The organism is Gimesia fumaroli (assembly GCF_007754425.1).
In the GTDB taxonomy this organism is placed as follows: Bacteria; Planctomycetota; Planctomycetia; order Planctomycetales; family Planctomycetaceae; genus Gimesia; species Gimesia fumaroli.
This window is the reverse complement of sequence record NZ_CP037452.1, coordinates 862,363-882,650: the sequence shown is the minus strand read 5'-3', so window position 1 is coordinate 882,650 and position 20,288 is coordinate 862,363. Positions and strand designations below refer to the sequence as shown.

Here is a 20,288-nt window from a genome sequence, read left to right as displayed (position 1 = left end):
TTACTCTGTCTTATAGAGCAGGATCGGGACTCTTCAGTTGGGCAGCGCGGGCCTGCCGAAGTTGGGTCAACAGTTCCACGATCGCATTGTGGGCGTGATACGTCTGGCTGATCACCAGCGACTGACTTTCTGCCACCTCTGAGATCGTGCCCCCGACTTGATTTACAACACGACGAGGTTGCGGCCCCACACCTCCCCCCAATCCCCCAGGAGCAGAACGGAGCTCTTCCCACTTCCAGTCACCCAGATTGGCATTGCGGATTGCCTCTTCTAATACCTGATAATCATCAGGGCCAGAACGGCATAAATCTCCGACCGGATAAACGCGGGTTTTCAGCATTTCTGCTGCTTTCACTTTCGAAGTAATCAGGATCAGATCCCGATCGACCACATACGTCAGATCAATCGGATCCAGAATCTGGATCAAGGCATTTTTGAGAGAAAGATCCGTGAGCTTAACATCGATCGGCTCATCAACAGTAAGATTAATGGCTTTTAAATCTGTGCGTTGAATTACAATGGGAACATTGTGTAACTCGCTAAAATAAGTCATCACTTCAGAGAGTGGAATCTCTGGAAAGTTCCCCTCTGTATCGGCTCGTAACGCCGCTTCCAGCTTCTCTTCGCGTGCGGTCAACGCCGGGTAAAAAGCTTGTTTCCCCTGTTTCTCTTTGGCATTCACTCCCTTAGTAGGTTGAGCCTCTGTAGCAGCCTGCTTCTCTTCCGCATGCACGGGCATCGCCAGCCAGCCAGCACTCAACAGGCACGCAGTAACCAGACACGCAGTAACCATTAACGCTGTGATCCTTCTGTTCTTGTATCGCATAAAATCCTCCTTTGCTGTTTCCTGTTTCAAATGTGATTAATCAATAGCGCGTGCCTGACGAAGCTGAGTCAGTAGGTCCACAATCGCATTGTGAGCCCGATAGGTCTGGCTGATGACCAGTGACTTACTTTGAGGCACCACAGAAATGGTGCCGCCTTCCCCTTCTTCATAAACGGAGGAACTTTGTCCCATCCCCGAAAAGCCGCCACCAAAACCTTCTCCACCACCAACTTGAAAGAATCCGCCTCCCCCGCCTCCTCCAAAGCCCCCCGCTTGAGCAGGTTGACCAGGAGTAGCAGACGTCTTCCGTTCGCGCCATTGTCCCAGGCCGGCATTGAGAATCGCGACTTCCAGTGCGACATAGTCTTCAGGTGTATTTCCAAAATCCCCCACCGGGTAAACGCGGGTTTTCAGCATTTCGTTCGCCTTGAGTATCGTCGTAATTTTCACAACATCCCGATCAACCACATAGGTCAGCCCGATCGGCTCCAGGATCAATTCCAGTGCCGTCTTCAACGAAACTTTTCCCAGAGAAATCATAACAGGTTCATCCGGGGTCAGACCTTCTTCCCCCAGGTCATTGCTAAAAACCACAATGTTGGCACCGGTCGAATCCTCATAAAATTTCATGACATCGGACAAAGGGGCATCCACAAATTCCGCTTCCACATTCTCTTTCAATTGTTCCTGAAATTGCTTCTCGAACTTCGTTAATTCCGGAAAGAACAGCGGTGCGACCGATTTTGCCGGTTGTGACACGGAAACATCCAAAACAGGCAATGCAGCCGGAACAGAAGGCTTTTTCGCCTGAGCGCTCTTAACCTTCTGTTTTTCTTCCGCATTCGCCACCATCAGAAAGCCTGCTGCAACCAGACAGCAAAGAGACCCGACAACCATTTTTTGTTTGAATAACCCAATCATGATAGCTCCCCATGCTTAATAAATTTCGAAATTTGAAGCAGACACGACTCAACTCATGTGCCCATTTTTCTAGCTGACGACTATGTTCCTTGATCTTGTCTCACCTGTCTGAGTAGATTCAAGAATTCGACAATCGTGTTATGAGTATGATAGTTCTGGCTAATCACCAGAGAGTTGATTTGAGGAAAAATGGAAATCGTTCCCCCTTCATATGCATAGTTCTGCGCAACCACAGTGGTTCCATCGGAACTGATCACCGGGTCCATTTTACCGATGCCGTTCGGCTTCCAGTTACCCAATTGGGCATTTTGAATCACATCGCTCAAAACCTGATAGTCCTCATGAGATTTGCATAAATCAGCCACAGGGTAGACACGCACCTGATGTGTTCGATTTGCCTGATAGAACGTGGTAATTTTGAGAACTTCACTATCGACGACATAAGTTAAACCCAATGGTTTCAAAATTATTTCCAACGCGGATTTAAGCGGAATGCCAGTTACAGCAACGTTGACTGGTTCCTCAGCCGTCAAGCCTTGTTCTTGCAGGGCAAATGCATCGAGAAAAATATTCACGCCATGTTGCGATTGGATTGAATTCATCACTTTCGATAGCGGAATATCCGGAAAGTCACATTTCGTGTCGGCATTGAGTGCTGCTTGAATTTGTTGCTCAGATTTCGTCAGCGCCGGATAGAAAGACTGCTTGATCTCAACCTTTTTCTGAGTCACAGCCGGGACTTTCTCCTGAACCGTAAATTTCACCGGCCAATTGGAAGTTCTGGTAACCGTCTTCTCTGGTTTGTCTTCTGCGTTTGCGAACACCAGAAAACCACCAACTGCCAGAAAACCAGTCACCATCACAATCCGTTTTGTTCTCAACATCCTCAACATGCAAAACTCCTTCTACTAATGAAATAACTCTATTTCCTGCAGGCGAACCTGATCATTCTCACTAAAATGAAACGTTGACTCTCTTGCTCCAAAGAATTGATGCCTGTTTCATAACGGCAACAGTGTAGAGAGTAGAATGAGAAATGAATGCTCTCGAAAACAATAAATGGCGTTCTCATAAAATGAGAACGCGACTGTCTCTTCTCAAAGAAAGAATGGGCTCAATCAAAATGGGAGCGAAATGAAAAAGAAAATATGTTTGAGAACATCAGCTAAGATAAAAGCATGAAATGATGAATATCTCTCGATGGTAAAAAGTTCACTTCAATGTGTCAACTTTTTTCTTTCATGAATGCAATTTCATTGATGTGTAACCACCCGTCAATCACGAACGACCAGCGATTTCCGCTGCATTATAAACCGTTTGAGAATCCATAAAAACCCGGGCACGGTCAGGAAATAACCTACCAGCAGAAAGCCCCAACCCGCGCCCACCGGGCCATAATTTTTTCCCAGATACCAGACCAGTAACCCGGTCATCAGTTGGCACGCAGTATTCAACATCAGGAACGGCTCCTGTTTAAACGGACGGATATACGCCATCACACACTGGGCGATATGAATCGGAAATATGGCCAGTGTCAGCAGCACGGTCGGATAGAGGGGCAGAATGCGGCCTTGCACTTTCTGAATCAGATTCCAGACCGGTTCCAACGCCTGCCACGCCGCCGACAGTTCCACCCCCTGTATCGCCTGCAGCATCCAGACGACCAGACAAAAAATGGCTCCCCCCGTCAGCAGAACCGTCGTCGAAACCTGAAACAACCGACGAAAGACACGATTCAATTCTGGTATGTCGTTTTGTGAAACCAGTGTGCCGAATAAGGGCGCTCGCGTCAGCATCCACGCATAGGCGGCCATTTGCAACGTCATTAAAGAAGTCCACGTCATTCCCAGTTGCCCGGAGACTTCAGCGCCCTGATAGTTGAACATCAGGGGAATCACAAAAGAACTGGTGAAGTAAGCAGCCATTGCCTGAATTGCCAGTTTCCAATGGAGAGGCCAGACCTCTTCCGACCAGCTCACCTGGGGTCCCGTCACAGGCTTCCACAATGACGCGAAAAAACGTCGATAATGAACGAGAATCAGCCACAGTTCCCAAAACAGACGCACCGCAGAAATTGCCACGCACGTCCACAAGCCGGCGCCACTGGAAATACAAAGCCAGACGACCAGCGTTCCCATGATCCCCTGCAGTGCCCGATACCGATTCGTCACTGAAACCTGATTGCAGCCTTCCAGGAGTGCAACGCAGGGAGCCGCCATCAAACTGAGGGCAGTCAATCCCACGACGCAAAACCAGGGAGCACGCCAGATCAAATCGGACGCCGGCTGAGACGCCAGGAAAAAATAGCCGGCCGTCCCAATAGCCGCCACAAACAGCGTCCCTGCGATTGAGTACCATTTCACTACCAGTGCCGCCAGACTGCGCAAACGGGACAATGCCGACACGTCGCCGGTTAAATAACCCCGCTCATCAATTTCCAATTGAGCCCATTCGTGACTGGCCAGATACAGTGTTACTACCTGCATCCCCATTTCAACAAACGTCTGCAGCGCAATCAGCGCACCAAAGTTGTAATAGTAACCTTGCGTCTCACTGGAAAAAAACGCGACGATCAATAACAGCGTCACGGGCCCTGAGAGAAACTGCCAACCTCGATTCACCAGCGCATAAAAGACCGCCCGGTTGACTTCCATGCGGTTCAGCATGCGACGGGGCCAACTGCGCCTGGGTGGTTGAGGTTCCCGCTGTTCGGTCATGCTGCCTTTTTCTGCTCTCTAATCGAATTCGATGTCATTCTCAACCGGTGTTGTCTGCCAGTTCAGAAACCGCCTGCATCAGATCGGCTTCCGTTTGACACAATTGCTCAGCCGTTTCGGAAATCAATAACACAGTCACCAGCCGCACGGTTTGCCCGTCGATCTGATCGGGGGATGTCGCAATCAATCGCCTACCCGATCCCCCTTGTTCTGAAACACATCTTAACCAGTTTGAAAAGCAGATACCATACGACTCTTTCCAGGGGAAATGCAGCCAGCTTGCCGCCTGATGCGGCTGCAAAAATCGCGAAAAGCCCAGCGCCAGCCGCCCCATCGTATACCGGGCATTCACATCCTGAATCGGGCGCCACCGCTTTTCACCGTGCTCATCCGAAAATCGCATCGCATCGATGCCCAGCGGACCAAAGTAACCGGCCGCTTGTGCCCGCAGCGCCACGCGCTGTCCCACTTCAATCGCGGGTTGCCACTCCCGTCGCGTTTCCACATCAACCGTGATCCGGCTCCCCCGATATTGTCCCCGCTCATCAGACAGCAACAGGGCCAGACCAAGCCATTCAGGCTCTCCCTCTCTGGAAATGAAAAACTGCAATCCCGCTTCCGCCGTCCGCTTCACCCAGGGTTCCACAAACAGAGGCTGTCCCTGTGCAAATCGCTTCGCCGCCCAGCCGATCACCTGTTCGGTTAACCGGGTTCCACGCCCGAGCATTCGTTCGCGAGCCGACATACTGAAGTTGGCTTTGACGACCCACGTATTGTCCGGCTCCGCTTCCTGTCGCTGCAGTTGACGTATCGCTGTCTCCAGCTCAGCCAGATCATTCACCTGACAACTCCCCGGCAAAGCCAGGCCCCACTCCTGCTCACAGGCAAAAGAAAACGTGCGCGCATTCACAGTCTGGACAGCTCTGAGATCGGGCGATTCAAATTGAAACCCGTTGTCAACCGCGATCCGCTTCACTGCATCCGACCAGCCCCAGGGAACGAACTCCAGCTCCGCAGCCTGTTCTCGGGTCGGCCATTGATTCGTCAATTCCACGCGCGGCAAGCCGGCCTCGCTGAGTTGAGACACAAAATCAGAAGCAACACGGCCGGGAAGAAAAAGCAAATCGTCCTCTTCCGCCAGACCGATCCAGCAACTGGCAAAGATCGCATTCAAGGCTGGCGTCGCGCCCCCCGACGCCGCATATACCTCGCTTGCCAGTTGATGTTCGAAATCAAAATTACCCAGAAAGAAACGTCGCATTGATCAAGTCAACTTTTTCAAGAATCGGATTTCCCGTTGTAAGTTTCAGATTATGGTTGAATTCGGAACAGGGAAATCTGTTATACTATGTCACTCCTGCCAGAACTATCCTCACACGCTTTTTCTCACGAAAGTCAGACCGATGTCCCAGCTTAGAAAATGCTACGTTGTACTTCTCAGTATTTCAGTTCTAGCGCTCATCATCTGCGTTCATCCCAGTCTCAGTCAGGCCGCAGGAACATCCGAGTCGGCTCCCCTGCAAGTCGCTACTTTTGAATGCGACATCACGCCCCCGATTGGCAGCCCCCTCTGTTATGGACATGTGGCCCCCGCCAAAAAAGTGGTTGACCCGCTCAGTGCACGCGGCATCGTCATTCTCGGTTCCGAAAAACCGATCGTCCTGTTGGCGCTCGACTGGGTTGGCGCCAATAACGGTGCACAGGATGTCTGGAAAAAGAAACTGGCCGAGGCACTCGCTACCACAACCGACCGTTGCGCCGTGCACTGCCTGCATCAGCACGATGCCCCCGGTGTCGACATTTCCGCGAACGCTCGTTTGAAACAGCAAAACCTCAACGGCATCATGTACAACGAAGACTATCTGAATGATGTCATGCAACGCACGATTCAGGCTGCGAAAGCGAGCCTCAAAACAGCACAACCGGTCACACACGTCGGCACCGGCAAAGGCAAAGTCAAACAGTTCGCCTCCAACCGCCGCATTTTAGGTCTGGACGGCAAAGTGAAAATCGTCCGCTATAGTTCCTCACGCAATCCCGCCGCTATCGCGGCTCCCGTCGGCACCATCGATCCGTTCGTTCGGTTGCTGAGTCTGTGGAACAAAGATCAGCCTGTTGTGATTCTCAGTTACTATGCCACACACCCGCAAAGTTATTATGGTAAAGGCGGCATTAGTTGTGACACCGTCGGCCTGGCCCGGGCTCTGCATGAAAAACAGACGCCCGGCGTGTTGCACGTGCACTTCAATGGTGCCGGCGGTAATATCGGCGCAGGAAAATTCAATAACGGCGATCCCAAAAACCGTCCTCTCTTGGCACAACGTCTGGCAGCCGGCATGGAACAGGCCTGGAACACCACCCAAAAAACACCGGTCTCCGCGAAAGATGTGAACTGGAAATCAAAACCGGTCCTGCTCCCTCTACGTGATACGCTAGACGAAACAAAACTGACGGGCATTCTCGAAAACCCGAAAGCCCGCTTAACTGATCGCATCCGCGCTGCCCGCGACTTGGATTATCTTAAACGCACGCAAGCCGGAACCACGATCGACATTACCCGCCTCAAGCTGGGACCAGCCCAGGTCGTGCATATGCCGGGAGAATTGTTCGTCGAATATCAGCTCGCCGCACAGAAAATGGCGCCCCATGATTTCGTCTGTATGGCCGCCTACGGGGATCAGGGCCCCGGCTACATCGGCACAACCATCGCCTACGCCCAGGGAGGCTACGAAACAGGCCGCGTCTCGCGCACGGCTCCTGAAGTCGAAACCGTCTTAATGCAGACACTCAAGGAGCTGGTATCCAACAACGATTAATAGAGCATTTATTAATCGTTGTTGTGTGGCACTGTTGGCTTGCCAACAGTGATTATAAAAGCGTGCCTAATAAAAATCGTAGGGGCAGTACCCATGTGTCTGCCCGCCTGGCAAGACTCAATTCTGTATCATGCTGACGATGGGACCAGATCAAACCTGCGCACGTTAGTTACACCTTTGACGCTGACCCTGCGGGCAGCCACATAGGGCGCCCCTACAGAAACACGGGGCGGGATCATTTTTCTAAAATTGAACGAGCAACGTTATATAAACAACCTGGGACACTGATGTGAAGCCCCCCTACTCCGACTTCGCAGGCTTTGACCACTTGATCCGGGATGTATAAATCCGGTTGTTACTCCCGTATTTTTCAATGCCGATTGGCTGCATCCACTCGGCCACCACAACCCACGTCTCAGAGGGGCTGATGTCAACGACGGCAAAGTTCCCCATCCGCGCCCCTTTTTCCGGAACGATAATCCGTTCGGTCTTTTGAATCACACGCAGTGTTTTCGGGTCGACTTCTGCCATGAACAGCGGTGCCCGATGACGGAAGACGTGATCATTATTCGCACCGCGACGCGTATAAACCAGATACAGTTTTTCGCTGTGCGTCACCCAGTGCTGCTGCGTGTTATAGTTGCCCAGTTCCTGACCATCGTCGAATTTCCAGACGATCGGCTCGGAATAGTTCAAGCCATCCTCACTGACAGAGACATAGCCCTTTTCGTCATTCCGCATTGTCAGATAATATTTATTCTGGAACTTCGTGAGAGACGGCTCATAGAGACCACGCTTCACGGGAATCGTGTGCGCGCTGCCATGCTTTTTGTACGTCAGTTTTTCGCCATCGAAGTCACAGAGCACCACTGCAGAACTGTATTGTTTTGCTGTTTTAGTTTTGAAGTACACGGGCAGTAGAATCGTGCCGTCTTCCAGATCCACACGCTGGGCCGAACCGGCGCCGCAGTTTTCGAATTCCGGCCGATCCGGCATCGGCATCGTTGTCCACTCTGACCAGGTATGATCTTTCTGATTGTAAACCGAATACGCCACGCTCCGTTTGCGAACGTGCATCACCTTGTTATTTTCGTAACGCACCGAGTGTCCGGTCCCCAGCAGTTTTTTCGTCTTCGCGTGCCAGCCGGGTGTAAAATCGCAGATCGCAATTTCGCGCGTGTCTGATAAACGGCGACGCGCGAGTGTGTCATGCTTGATCGGTCCTACCCAGTTTTCTCCATCACTGGTTCGAAATTCATTCAAGGCATAAAACACATCGGAGCCGGTGAGTAATAACTTTTGGGTTGTCAGCACCACGGTCGAGGGAAATAGCCCTGTTTGGGGAATCGCACCGGCACGCGCCTGCACCCAGCAGGTTTTACCGTCAAAGCCTTCTGTGACAGTTCGCAAATCGACCTCATACGTCAACGGCTGCGATTCATCAGCGGCTGTGAGGGTATCAATTCCAACAGCCAGCAAACCAACAATAATACAAACAGGGATCAATTTTTTCATGCGAGCCTCTTTTTAATGACAAGGGAGTATCTCTTTACGATAAGCAGATTTACCACCGGTCTCAATACCAGAGCATAGAATGTTGGCAAAGTCGCCCGGCATCGCAGGATTGCAATCTACTCGAAACCAGCTTTAATATGAAGCTACGCGTGTCTTTTGATGATGAGCCAGCCTCTCTTTTCTTTCTCTTTTCAGGAACAGACAAATGCGAACTTGCTCTCTGATCGCAATCTTCTATTTAATGTCTGCCAATACTCTGACGGCAGCCGAACTGGATTGGATTCAAGTCAGCCCGGACGGAAAATCATTCGTGACTGCAGAAGACCAGAAGCCGTTTGTCCCCTGGGGATTCAACTACGATCACAACCGAGAGGGACAACTTCTCGAAGATTACTGGAACACCGACTGGAAAACGATCGAGCAGGACTTCGCCGAAATGAAACAGCTCGGCGCGAATGTCGTACGGATTCATATTCAGTTCGGCAAATTCATGACGGCCCCCGATCAACCGCGTGAATCCGCATTAAAAAAACTGGGAGAGCTGCTGAAACTCGCCGAACGCACGGGCCTGTATCTCGACCTGACTGGGTTGGGCTGTTATCACAAACAGGATGTCCCCGGCTGGTACAATCAATTGAGTGATGTAGAGCGCTGGCAAGCTCAGGCAATTTTCTGGTCCGCCGTCGCTAAAGAATGCGCCCACAGTCCCGCCATCTTCTGCTACGACTTAATGAATGAACCGGTGGTTCAGGCGGGCAAGAAGAGAGGAACCGACTGGCTCGGACCCGGGTTTGGCGGCAAGCATTTTGTGCAACGGATTACGCTCGGTCCTGATGAACGCCCGCGTCCCGAGATCGCAGCCGCCTGGATCAAAACACTCGTGGAGGCGATCCGCAAACAGGACCAGCGACATCTCATTACCGTGGGTCTCGTCCCCTGGAGTCTGGAACGCCGTGGTCTGCAGTCTGGTTTTGTTCCCGACAAAGTCAGCCAACATCTGGATTTTATCTGCGTGCACCTCTATCCCGAAAAAGGGAAAGTGAAAGAGGCACTCGAAACACTGAAAGGCTTTGACGTCGGCAAACCGCTGGTGATTGAAGAAACGTTCCCGCTCAAAAGCTCGCCTCAGGAATTCGAAGAGTTTCTCCTGAAATCAAAACAATACGCCGACGGCTGGATCGGTTTCTACTGGGGCCAAACCCCAGAAGAACTGAAACAGGGCAAAACGATCGGCGATGCCCTCACGGCCAGCTGGCTGAAGTTCTTTGAGAAAAACGGTCCCCAATTTAAAGGTGAGCAATGAGAAAATAGAAACGTAGGGGCAGTACCCATGTGTCTGCCCGCCTTGTGGGAATCAACTCTGTGATACAATGTCGATGGGACCAAATGAAGCATGCGCACGTTGGTCTTGCATACGGCCTCAACCCTGCGGGCGGCTACATAGGGCCGCCCCTACCACGAAACACTTGCGTGATCTACGGCTTGAACACAATGTCGGTCACGGTACCAAACTTCGCGGGCAAAGGCATGTTCGCAAACTGCGCATCATTGCCTACTCGATACTGCCAGCGCCCTGCTAAAGGGAGTGCACTTGTCGCTGAGATCAGTTGCGGGACAGAACGAAAATCGGACTCTTTCGTCTCACCTTTCACCTGCAGCACAATCAAATTGGCATCGTTTTTCGCCACCGGTTGACAGTCGACTTGAAAGCCCGCGTCCGTCTTTTCAAGAGCCGTGCCATTGAACCAGGCGTTGACTTCAGTCCCTTCCGCACCAGCGACTTTCAGCAGCAGCGGTTTGCCCGCCATCCACTTTTCCGGAATGCGAACCACGCAGCGATACCAGCGACTCTGTTCGGTTTTCGGTGCTTGCTTTACATCGGGAATCTGCACGACGGACCAGTGTGGGGCTGCATGCAGCGTGACTTTCTCAGAAAGACTCACATCAGCCGGATTGAGGCCGGCGGCCCAGTAGATGCCGTTCGCTAAGAGTCGCACATACTCCGGTTGTTTGAAATCCCCCGGATGCCCGAGCGACGTATAAAACGACTTGCCGCCGTCTTTCCGCTTGAAGGTCCAGGCGACCGGCTCGGCCGGTTTCCCTTCCGCTTTCGCGGTCAGCAACACGGTCGTCCCTTTCGCCAGCGGCAAGACTTCATATAACGAGTACGCTTGCGGGAAGGGCTTATCGGGGATTCCCGTCAGAATCGGATTTCGCTTTTGGGCTTCGTTGATTGAAACAATCGACTTCAAATCGTTGGCGTAATGCCCGTGATAGTTGCCACCAAATACTTCCGCGTCAAACTCAGGCCAGTCCTGCAGGCCCTTGGGGGGTTGTTTGCCTCTGAGCGAAAACGCGTGACTGGCGGTCCGAATTCCCACAACCGGCTTGCCCGCTTTGACGTAATCACGAATCGCCTGCATCGCTTGTTTCGGCAGGACGCGCCGACGAACGCTGAACAGTACGACGTCCGCATCCTTGATGGCTTCGATGCCGGGAATCGAATTGCGGTCCTTGTCATCGGCAAATACCATACTCACCCGAAAATGTTTTCCCAGATTCTGATGGGCAAATTCGGGCAGGCTCTCATTCGTCTCATACTCGGCTTCTGCCATCACGATCAGCAAATGGGGACGCTGATCGCGTTTGAAAGTAAATTCCTCACCGCCTAGAATCTGATCGCTGGTGATGGTTGGACAGACAAACTTTTCGATGTGTGAGATAATCAGATCGTTGCCGGTAAAATGACTGACGTAAGGCCAGCGTTTCGGGTTATACATCGTGTCGGTCATGTCGCGAACCAGAACGACATTCTTTCCGTTCTTCGACAATTGACGCAGACCAAAGGGCCGCCCCAGCACACACATGTTAGTATGCACGCCGGTCAGAATCACATTCTTGATGCCGCGACTTTCGAGAATCCGCCAGACCTCATCCCCTTTATCGCTGATATAATCTTTGTCGCCGTTGATGGTGATCAAAGGAGACTGGCTCTTCCAAGGCAGTGCGGGATTGCGTCCCAGCGATTTCAATTTCTTCGCCCAAGCTGCGTGCTCTTCCGGATCGTCGTCTTCGCCTCCATCCGATTGATCGAGGGGATAGACGGCTCGTTCTTCGCTGGGAATCTTCGAACACCAGTTTTCAATTCCTTCGGGAATCGGGCCCTTGTGCTTCACCTGCATCACCCGCATGCGGGCCGGATGCCCCTGATAAGCGGGCATACAGTCACTGGGAGCGTGAATAATGGTCACGCCCTGTGACCGCGCTTTCTTCAGCAGGTTGTCTAACCGCGGTGCAAACTGTTCCAGACGTTTGACAGCGTTCAAACAGTGATGATAATCCCAGACATCGCAGACAATGATTGCTGTCTGCTCAGGCTTCCATTGTTCCGTGCGCTGCAAACGATGGTAGCGCCCCGAGTCTTTGCTCGTTTCCTGTTGAGAACGAAGTTGTAATTTGAGATCTTCAGCCGACAAACCGGTGTTCGTCAGCAAAACCAGACTCAAGCAGGCAGCCAGTTTGCATAAAGTATTCACGTGATGTCTCCTGGTGACAGGCAACGGGAAGGAACGACAGAACAGATTCTGCTGACGGCATCAACAGTCTCTTCATTCTAAAGCGAGACAATACCAGAACAAAAGTCTGAAAGCGAAAAACAAAAAAATCCAGCCCGAAAAGCAAGTCGCTTCTCAGGCTGGATCAGTTTTTTGAGTCTATCTCAGGATAATCGAGAGCGTATCGCCTTAACGACGAGATCCTTCAGAACGGCGGTAGCGTTCGAGCCGTTGCTTGACCTGCTCAATTTTAGCCCTCTGTTGCTGATTTGAAACAGACGCTTTCTGGGCCGTTTGTTTGAAGGAAGAAGGCGGACGAAATGTCGGCTCTTCCTGTTGCTGTGAACGACTCTGACGCTGTACGCTGGCAACACGGGGCAGACTGCGGCTGATACGTTCGTCTCTCATGCGTTGCTGTGAGTGTGGCTTGTGAGTCAGTACTTTATCCGGCTGGAAGCGAGCCGAAGTCGGCTGCGGCTGATTGCTGACTTCGCCTGACAGATACGAAACAAATTTCGAACTGGCTTTGTTGATAATCACCACACGACTGGCTGACTGTGGTTTGTTCAACGGACGAATAATACAGACGACTTCTGCTTCTCCCGTCTGATCCAGAGCCGCCTGCAGTTGAGACAGATCCGGATTGCCGGTTGTGGCTGATGTAACGGATTGGCTGGGCATGGCCTGTTCCAGGAACTCATCCAGCAACGCCTGATTGGGTTCGGCCCGCATTTCCTGTCGCGATTCGGCCATCGCCAGTTTGACTTCAGGAGCACTCTCTTCGATTTCAGGCTGCCGCTTGTACAACGCCGTCAATTTCGCGTCGTCCAGTAATTTATGAACCACAGGCAAGCCGGCATACAAGCCACGTTTGTCATCTTTATCAACGGCAAAGCAGACGCCCACCAGTCGGCCTGACCGATCGAACAAGCCGCCGCCGGAACGTCCCTGCACGGGCATCCCCGTACATTCAATATTGTCAGGTCCTAAGAACCGATTCAGTTCGGTCACCTTGATCTTTTCCAGTGTCGGCAGTTCACCGCCGTTACACCCGATACTGGCGACTGTATCGCCGGCATTGACTTCATGTTCGATGGCAGCAACTTTTGCAGCAGCAACAATGCCTGAAGTTGGAATCGAGATCAGTCCGACATCACCTTCCATATTATATCGCACCAGTGTGCCTACGTACGTTTCGAATTTCTCGCCTTGAAAGACATCGACTTCGATCACGGAATCGTTCTTCAATTCACTGAAGATGTGACTGCAGGTCATAATCAAAGTTCGCCCCACGGCACTGTGAATGATCGTTCCGGACCCCAGGTCCATCCCTTTTCGATCTTTGACGCGAATCCGCACCGTGCTCGCACGCCAGTCATTCACGACCGGAGCCTGTGGTGACTCCACCAAATGATCGCCGGCAGCATCGCCGAACTGAGCCCGGATCACAGGCTCTTCTACAGGCACCGATTCCTCCGCTTCTTTCGATCTATTTAAAAAGGGAATATTGAATCCGAGCGATTTCTTTTTTGGTTTGGTCTCGTTTTGTGCCAGTTGAATGGGTGCTTCCTCAGACTGACCTGCTTTTCTCTCATTCGCAGCAAAAATCACCGAGTCCTCTTTTTTAGAATTCGCAGGTGCTTGTGCCTCTTTAGCAGGAATCCGAGCCAGCATCCGTCTCAGATTGCTTTCCGTCGTCGCACCCACAGACCGGGCGACTTCCCGACCTTCAACCACCAGCACAAATGCCGGAATGCTGGAAACGTTAAAGCGACGCGCCAATTCTGGCTGCTGATCGACGTCAACCTTTTTAATCGGATAACCTTCACGCTTCAAACGCGAAATCAACGGGCTCATTTTCTGACACGGACCACACCAGGTCGCTGTGAAATCCAGCAGCACTCCGTTGGGAGCTGCAGCACTGGCTGAACCGGATAAAACTACAAATGATAAAATGACTGTCGTCAAAAACTTCATCTACCAACTCCTCAAAAAGGTTGGTTTGAACGCACGAAGCGTTACTGATTCAGATAAAGGGGTATATTCTCCTGACTCCTGCCGAGAAACAGGAATGTTTCTCAGGACAGAGCAGACAACCAAACGGGCTGTCATTTGCAGAGAAGCAGTGCGGCGAGATTGATTGACAATCTCTGCGTGAGCGAAAAACTGCTTGAGCCCCCTCTTCATCCGAAGAGAGTCGACAGTTCGAAAGTTCACAGCCCTGTTGAATGAATCAACGGGCGATCTCTGTGAAAATAGCTTCACGATGCGGCTTCCATGCCTCTTGGTTTGTTCCAACTCACCGTTGGAAATGAAAATCTGTTAAATGGTGAATCGAGTCGGTCTTCCTGACCATCTGCTTTGATTCAAGTGAATTGTCGGTTCCGTACCTGTGTACAAGTATGACTTAGAAACGGGATTCAGAATCCCATTTGTGACGGGTAATTAAATAATGACGCACCTTGCGTACCAGAAAAACAAATTATTTTGCGAAATCTTCGCGAGAACGCGTAAATACATTAAAGGGAATTCTTTGTAAATAGGATTTTCTCTGGAACCTTTTACAATCAACTCTTACAGAAATCATTTTGCTGTCTTTTTTGCAAGGCATTGTAATTTTTACGCTATTTTCCACAGTTTTTTTCACAAGCACCAATGAGGGCCGGTTGTGGTGGTATCGCGGCACCAATCAGAGGGATTTTGACAGGAGCCCCAAACTGGTTGTGTACTTTTTGACGTTGAAAGAACTATAATAAAACAGAGGATCTTCTGAGAGCAAATTCCACAGGTGCGAACTCGGATGCCTTTTCTTAAGCAACTGTTATTGAATCACTTACACCACCTGAAGAATGACGCCGTCTTTCTTCGCACTGCCCCACCTTGAACATAATTACAGAACCGTTTTCTGTTTTCCCAATATTACGCAATGAAGAGGCGATCAGACATCAGACACGATTTCGATTCGTGAACTTCCCGAATCAAACAGATCGCTTTGAATAATTTGACCCGTTAATGTATCAAACTCTTTTCCGAATGAAACGCATGAAACCGATATTCCCCGTTCTGATGACGATCCTGCTGTTACTCTCTGTCGGCTGCAGCAAACAGGAAGAGATCACCTCTTACACCGTTCCCAAAACAGATTCAGGCCTTGCTCCTGCCGGATCAGACAGTGCCATGGCTCCCGCCAAAGAAGTCCGCATGCTGGCGGCGATTTTGCCCGGCAGTCCACAGAACTGGTTTTTCAAGATGACCGGCTCTCCCGAACAGGTGAAAGCTGAATTCGATCGGTTCGTTCAATTTCTGAAGTCCGTCTCCATGAAAGCCGGCAAACCCGAATGGAAACTTCCGGAAAACTGGACCCAGGAGCCAGGCAGTTCCATGCGGTTCGCCACTCTAAAAGTAAAAGACAGCGACCCGCCCGTTGAACTCTCTGTGATTCCTCTTCCTGCCAGCAGTAATCTGAACGTGGACTTACTCTCCAATATCAATCGCTGGCGCGATCAGGTGGGACTCGGCAATATTACCGAAGCGCAGTTGAAAGACGCTTCAGATACCCCCGCTCTGGATACCGAACTTTTCACTGTTAAGGCCGGCGATCAACCCCTGACGGTCGTCAGCCTGAAAGGCAAGATGGCAGCCAACCCCATGAGCCGTGCTCCCTTTGCATCCGGAATGATGGGAGGCGGAGGCCGTCCTGCTCCCGGCCCTGTAAATCCACCCGCTGCTGCCGCATCACCAGTCAAATTTGAAACCCCCAAAGGCTGGAAGCCCGGTCGTAGCGGTGGAATGCGAAAAGCCGCCTTTAATATCACTGAGGGAGACGAAACCGGTGAAGTCACGATCATTGATCTGGCCAAAGACGCCTCTCCCCTGCTCCCTAATATCAACCGTTGGCGGGGACAGGTCGGCCTGAAAGACATTACAGAAGCTGAGCTCCCCAAACAATCCGAGCAATTAAAAGCCGGCGATCTGGAAGCCACCTATGTCAAACTGATTGGCCCCCAAGAAGCCATTTTAGGTGCGATCATCTATCGAGGTAATCTGGCCTGGTTTGTGAAATATAAGGGCTCTACAAAACTGGCCGAACAGGAAGAAGCACGATTTAAACAGTTAGTGCAGTCGATCCGATTTAAATAAGCCTTCACGATAAAACAATTCAAACGACATTTATTGCGTTCTAGTTTCAGGAAATGATCATGTCGACAAATACACTCTCAGACACATCCAGCGAATTTGCCACAACCGACTCCAATTCGGGGTCTGCAAATTCCAATGAGCAGTTCCTGAAAATTTTGCAGCCCTTTGCATCATTGAAGCTGACCGTGGTGCTGTTCGCGATGGCCATCTTCATTATTCTGGCCGGCACACTGGCGCAGGTGAATAAAGATATCTGGGTCGTCATCGACGAATATTTCCGTACCGGAATCGCAAAGATTGAATTCAAAATCTTCTTTCCCCCCTCTTTTTTCCCGAACCTCGACCAACAAAATATCCCCGGCTTCATTTACTTTCCCGGCGGCTGGCTCATCGGCTTCATGATGGGCATCAACCTGTTCGCTGCACATTTCATTCGTTTCAAAGTGCAAGCCAAAGGGACACGGCGAACAGCAGGCTGGATTACCATTGCCGTCGGGCTACTCATCACCTGGGCTGTGATTGCCAGTGGATCGAATAAAGATGGCTTCCAGGAAACGCCTCTCTTAAGCTGGTCCGCGTTATGGGCGATGATTGAAGTCGGGATGGCGGCCTGTGTTCTCGGCTGTATCTGGCTCTTTTTCCAGATTGAATCCTATCGCAAAGTCGAACGCGGGTTAGCTGTGCTGGGCGCTGGACTGTTCGCCTGTCTGTTGATCTGGTTTCTATCTCAAGGTGACGCGGCCCGCTTCAGCGATTCTTCCATGCGGATTCTCTGGCAGTTAATCAAAGCCACCTTTGCCGGGGTTGTACTCCTGGCAGGCTGTATTGTCCTGTTTAAAAAACGAGCGGGAGTCGTGCTGTTACACGGCGGTGTCGGTCTGATGATGCTCAGCGAACTGATGGTTGGCACCATGGCCGTCGAAACCCAGATGACCATCTCGGAAGGGGAAACAACCAACTACGTCCACGACATTCGCACCATTGAACTGGCGATTATCGATCAGACCGATCCGAAACAGGATCAGGTCACGGTGATTCCCAAATCGATCTTACTCGCAAACCGGGATGGAGTCGTTTCTGATCCGAAGCTCCCTTTCAACTACGAACTGGTAAAATATTACCCGAACGCTTCCATCCGTAAGGTTTCCTCCTTAACGCCCGAAGAGAAAAAGCTTGCCGAAAACCTGGCGACCGATGGCATCGGCAAGGACTGGATTGCCTTACCCGCCCGCAGTGCGACAGGCACCGACACCGGCGGCGCCGTCGATACCCCCGCCGCTTACATCAAAATCATTGATAAAAAAACAGACGACTCCCTGGGTGTTTATCTCGTCAGTCTCGAGATGGCATTACAGGAAATCGGCGAACAGGTCGAGGTCGATGGGAAACCATACCAGCTCTACCTGCGTTTTAAACGAACTTACAAGCCCTACAGTGTCAAGCTCATCGACGTTCGCAAAGACGACTATGCTGGTACCACTACCGTGATGAACTATTCATCTGATATTCATCTGGTCGATCCCACCACTAACGTCGACCGGGACATCAAAATCTGGATGAACAATCCGCTCCGTTACAGCGGCGAAACATTCTATCAAAGCGGCTATCACGCCGACCCGCGTACCGGCAAGGAATTGACGACCCTGTCGGTTGTCACAAACATGGGCTGGATGATTCCTTACGTCTCCTGCATGATTGTCGCTGTCGGCATGTTGTACCATTTCATGATTACCCTGCTCCGATTTCTGGGGAGGCGTGAAAAACAGAGAATTGAGCCCGCTGCGGTTTCTGAGGTCTCACTTCCCGATGAGTCAGTTGATGCTGCCTCGCAGACCAAACAACGGTTAATCGCGAATCTGAATACCTATCTGATTCCCGCCTTGATCCTGGTCATCTTTGGCGGCTATCTGATGAGTAAAGCCCGCATCCCTAAAACACCGTCGAATCAAATGCACCTGTATGAATTCGGTGAACTCCCGATTTTGTACCAGGGACGCGCCAAGCCCATCGATACCCTGGCCCGCAACAGCCTGCGGATCATTTCCGGTCGACAGGATTTTGAAGTGGAATATGATGCAGATGGCAAAATTGTCACCACTGCAGAAAAAGAGGAAGCAGCAGAAGAGGAAGCGAAAGCAGCAAAAGAATCCAAAGACAAAAAAGACAATTCAGATGCTAAAGTAGCTAAGAAGAAAAAAACGAAGACAAAAAAATATCCTGCGATCAAATGGCTGCTGGATACGATTGCCAAACCGCAAGAAGCTTATTCATACAATGTGTTTCGTATTGAAAATCCCGATCTGCTCCATACACTCGGACTCAAAAAACGACCGGGCTTCCGCTACTCCCTGGAAGACTTTATCGAAAAGCTTCCGGAACTCACGAAACAGGCAGAACTGGCACGCCAGGCGGGGCAGGGAAAAGCCAGCTTGTATCAATCACGGGTCCTGGATCTGGAAAAGAAAATCGGCATCGTCGACTTACTCATCCAGTCATTTACCCCTCCCAATATTCGCGCGGAATCGGCCCGCGAAGACTTAATTGAAGCCATCCGCCGTCATGGCATGCTCGACCGCCGCAACCCTCCCCGCGTCATTCCGCCGGGAGGTGCAGCCGAAGAAGAAGCCGAATGGCAAACCTATTCCTATGCCTGGACCCGCGATCTGGTCAAAGCCAGTTTTTCCAAGGACAAAGAAAACGAAGCCACCCAGGCCTGGACTAAAATTCTGGTCGCCTATTCGCAAGGCAATACCGAAGAGTTCAATAAAGAAGTCCGCAACTATCAAACCTGGTTGAAAAAACATCAGGCCGATCTGACAGATGTGAGTCTATCCAAAATTGATTACGAAGCATTCTTCAATCACTTTGAGCCGTTTTACTATTGCTCGGTTCTCTACCTGATTGCCTTCATTCTGGTCTGTGTTTCATTTCTGATCGGAGAGAAAACGTTAGGGAGCGCCGCCTTCTGGCTGATCGTCCTTACTTTTGTTGTACATACCTTTGCTCTGATTTCTCGAATCTATATCTCGGGACGTCCTCCGGTCACCAACCTCTACTCCTCGGCCGTCTTTATTGGCTGGGGCGCTGTGCTGGCGGGCATCGTGATCGAACGCATGAACCGGATGGGCATCGGTAACCTGCTGGCTGGAGTTTCCGGTTTTTCCACCTTGCTCATCGCCCACATGCTGGCCGGTGATGGTGATACGATGGCCGTGCTGCAGGCGGTTCTCGATACCCAGTTCTGGCTCGCCACTCACGTGGTCTGTATTACGCTTGGATACGCCGCCACCTTTGTCGCGGGACTGCTCGGCCTGTTTTACATTCTGTGGGGAACGTGTACTCCACGCATGACCGCGAATGCCGGCAAAGAGATCATTCGCATGCTGTACGGCGTGCTCTGCTTTGCCATTTTCCTGAGCTTTGTGGGTACGGTACTCGGCGGTCTCTGGGCCGACGATTCCTGGGGCCGTTTCTGGGGCTGGGACCCGAAAGAAAACGGGGCACTGATTATCGTTCTCTGGAACGCATTGGTTCTGCACGCTCGCTGGGGAGGCATGGTCAAAGATCGGGGTCTGGCAATTCTTTCGATCGGCGGAAACATCGTCACCAGCTGGTCCTGGTTTGGCGTCAATGAACTCGGCGTAGGACTGCACTCCTATGGATTTACAGAAGGAGTCCTGATGGCATTGGGCCTGTTTATGCTGTCACAGCTGGCCGTGATGGCGATCGCGATGATACCTCAAAACCAGTGGTGGAGCTTTAAGAACCGTGACGCCTGATGGAAGGTGAAAGCTGCAAA

12 protein-coding genes are annotated in these 20,288 nt (G+C 51.2%); 4 read left to right on the top strand and 8 right to left on the bottom strand.

The window, feature by feature from the left end:
* Positions 1 to 10 precede the first annotated feature (10 nt).
* The 5 genes from Enr17x_RS03420 to Enr17x_RS03400 form a co-directional block, all read right to left on the bottom strand.
* On the bottom strand, positions 11 to 793 hold the full coding sequence (locus Enr17x_RS03420; RefSeq protein ID WP_145305885.1) for a hypothetical protein: 783 nt from the start codon (positions 791 to 793) through the stop codon (positions 11 to 13).
* Positions 794 to 862: 69 nt separating this feature from the next.
* A complete protein-coding gene (locus tag Enr17x_RS03415) occupies positions 863 to 1,747 on the bottom strand; it encodes a hypothetical protein (RefSeq protein WP_145305883.1) in 885 nt (294 codons plus the stop codon).
* Between the two features lie 80 nt (positions 1,748 to 1,827).
* Positions 1,828 to 2,640, bottom strand: a complete 813-nt coding sequence (locus Enr17x_RS03410) for a hypothetical protein (RefSeq protein WP_145305881.1) — start codon at positions 2,638 to 2,640, stop codon at positions 1,828 to 1,830.
* 381 nt (positions 2,641 to 3,021) lie between these two features.
* Positions 3,022 to 4,464 (bottom strand): polysaccharide biosynthesis protein, encoded by a 1,443-nt coding sequence (locus Enr17x_RS03405; protein WP_145305879.1) that lies wholly within the window; start codon positions 4,462 to 4,464, stop codon positions 3,022 to 3,024.
* 40 nt (positions 4,465 to 4,504) lie between these two features.
* On the bottom strand, positions 4,505 to 5,725 hold the full coding sequence (locus Enr17x_RS03400; RefSeq protein ID WP_145305877.1) for a hypothetical protein: 1,221 nt from the start codon (positions 5,723 to 5,725) through the stop codon (positions 4,505 to 4,507).
* A gap of 142 nt (positions 5,726 to 5,867) precedes the next feature.
* On the opposite strand from Enr17x_RS03400, the gene Enr17x_RS03395 reads away from it, so the two are divergent.
* Positions 5,868 to 7,280, top strand: coding sequence for a hypothetical protein (locus Enr17x_RS03395; protein WP_145305875.1), 1,413 nt, complete (start codon positions 5,868 to 5,870; stop codon positions 7,278 to 7,280).
* 300 nt (positions 7,281 to 7,580) lie between these two features.
* On the opposite strand, the gene Enr17x_RS03390 is transcribed toward Enr17x_RS03395, so the two are convergent.
* The gene (locus tag Enr17x_RS03390; protein ID WP_145305873.1) at positions 7,581 to 8,795 is read right to left on the bottom strand and encodes a sialidase family protein; all 1,215 of its coding nucleotides are present in this window, start codon (positions 8,793 to 8,795) and stop codon (positions 7,581 to 7,583) included.
* Between the two features lie 205 nt (positions 8,796 to 9,000).
* On the opposite strand from Enr17x_RS03390, the gene Enr17x_RS03385 reads away from it, so the two are divergent.
* Positions 9,001 to 10,098, top strand: a complete 1,098-nt coding sequence (locus tag Enr17x_RS03385) for a cellulase family glycosylhydrolase (protein WP_145305871.1) — start codon at positions 9,001 to 9,003, stop codon at positions 10,096 to 10,098.
* A 172-nt stretch (positions 10,099 to 10,270) separates the two neighbouring features.
* Here Enr17x_RS03385 and Enr17x_RS03380 read toward each other — a convergent pair whose 3' ends face one another.
* Positions 10,271 to 12,331 carry an isochorismatase family protein gene (locus Enr17x_RS03380; RefSeq protein WP_145305870.1) on the bottom strand — a complete coding sequence of 687 codons (2,061 nt, stop codon included), beginning with the start codon at positions 12,329 to 12,331 and terminating at the stop codon, positions 10,271 to 10,273.
* 207 nt (positions 12,332 to 12,538) lie between these two features.
* Positions 12,539 to 14,326, bottom strand: coding sequence for a thioredoxin domain-containing protein (locus Enr17x_RS03375; RefSeq protein ID WP_145305868.1), 1,788 nt, complete (start codon positions 14,324 to 14,326; stop codon positions 12,539 to 12,541).
* A 1,065-nt stretch (positions 14,327 to 15,391) separates the two neighbouring features.
* Here Enr17x_RS03375 and Enr17x_RS03370 point away from each other — a divergent pair.
* Both Enr17x_RS03370 and ccsA read left to right on the top strand, forming a co-directional pair.
* On the top strand, positions 15,392 to 16,489 hold the full coding sequence (locus Enr17x_RS03370) for a hypothetical protein (protein WP_145305866.1): 1,098 nt from the start codon (positions 15,392 to 15,394) through the stop codon (positions 16,487 to 16,489).
* Between the two features lie 59 nt (positions 16,490 to 16,548).
* Entirely contained in the window at positions 16,549 to 20,268 is a 3,720-nt protein-coding gene (ccsA, locus tag Enr17x_RS03365; RefSeq protein ID WP_198000945.1) for a cytochrome c biogenesis protein, read from the top strand.
* The last annotated feature ends 20 nt before the right edge of the window (positions 20,269 to 20,288 follow it).

What these genes read in the sequence shown, in the direction of transcription:
- Enr17x_RS03420 (WP_145305885.1), bottom strand. Translation starts at nt 793, where the DNA reads ATGGTTACTGCGTGTCTGGTTACTGCGTGCCTGTTGAGTGCTGGCTGG.
- Enr17x_RS03415 (WP_145305883.1), bottom strand. Translation starts at nt 1,747, where the DNA reads ATGATTGGGTTATTCAAACAAAAAATGGTTGTCGGGTCTCTTTGCTGT.
- Enr17x_RS03410 (WP_145305881.1), bottom strand. Translation starts at nt 2,640, where the DNA reads ATGTTGAGGATGTTGAGAACAAAACGGATTGTGATGGTGACTGGTTTT.
- Enr17x_RS03405 (WP_145305879.1), bottom strand. Translation starts at nt 4,464, where the DNA reads ATGACCGAACAGCGGGAACCTCAACCACCCAGGCGCAGTTGGCCCCGT.
- Enr17x_RS03400 (WP_145305877.1), bottom strand. Translation starts at nt 5,725, where the DNA reads ATGCGACGTTTCTTTCTGGGTAATTTTGATTTCGAACATCAACTGGCA.
- Enr17x_RS03395 (WP_145305875.1), top strand. Translation starts at nt 5,868, where the DNA reads ATGTCCCAGCTTAGAAAATGCTACGTTGTACTTCTCAGTATTTCAGTT.
- Enr17x_RS03390 (WP_145305873.1), bottom strand. Translation starts at nt 8,795, where the DNA reads ATGAAAAAATTGATCCCTGTTTGTATTATTGTTGGTTTGCTGGCTGTT.
- Enr17x_RS03385 (WP_145305871.1), top strand. Translation starts at nt 9,001, where the DNA reads ATGCGAACTTGCTCTCTGATCGCAATCTTCTATTTAATGTCTGCCAAT.
- Enr17x_RS03375 (WP_145305868.1), bottom strand. Translation starts at nt 14,326, where the DNA reads ATGAAGTTTTTGACGACAGTCATTTTATCATTTGTAGTTTTATCCGGT.
- Enr17x_RS03370 (WP_145305866.1), top strand. Translation starts at nt 15,392, where the DNA reads ATGAAACCGATATTCCCCGTTCTGATGACGATCCTGCTGTTACTCTCT.
- ccsA (WP_198000945.1), top strand. Translation starts at nt 16,549, where the DNA reads ATGTCGACAAATACACTCTCAGACACATCCAGCGAATTTGCCACAACC.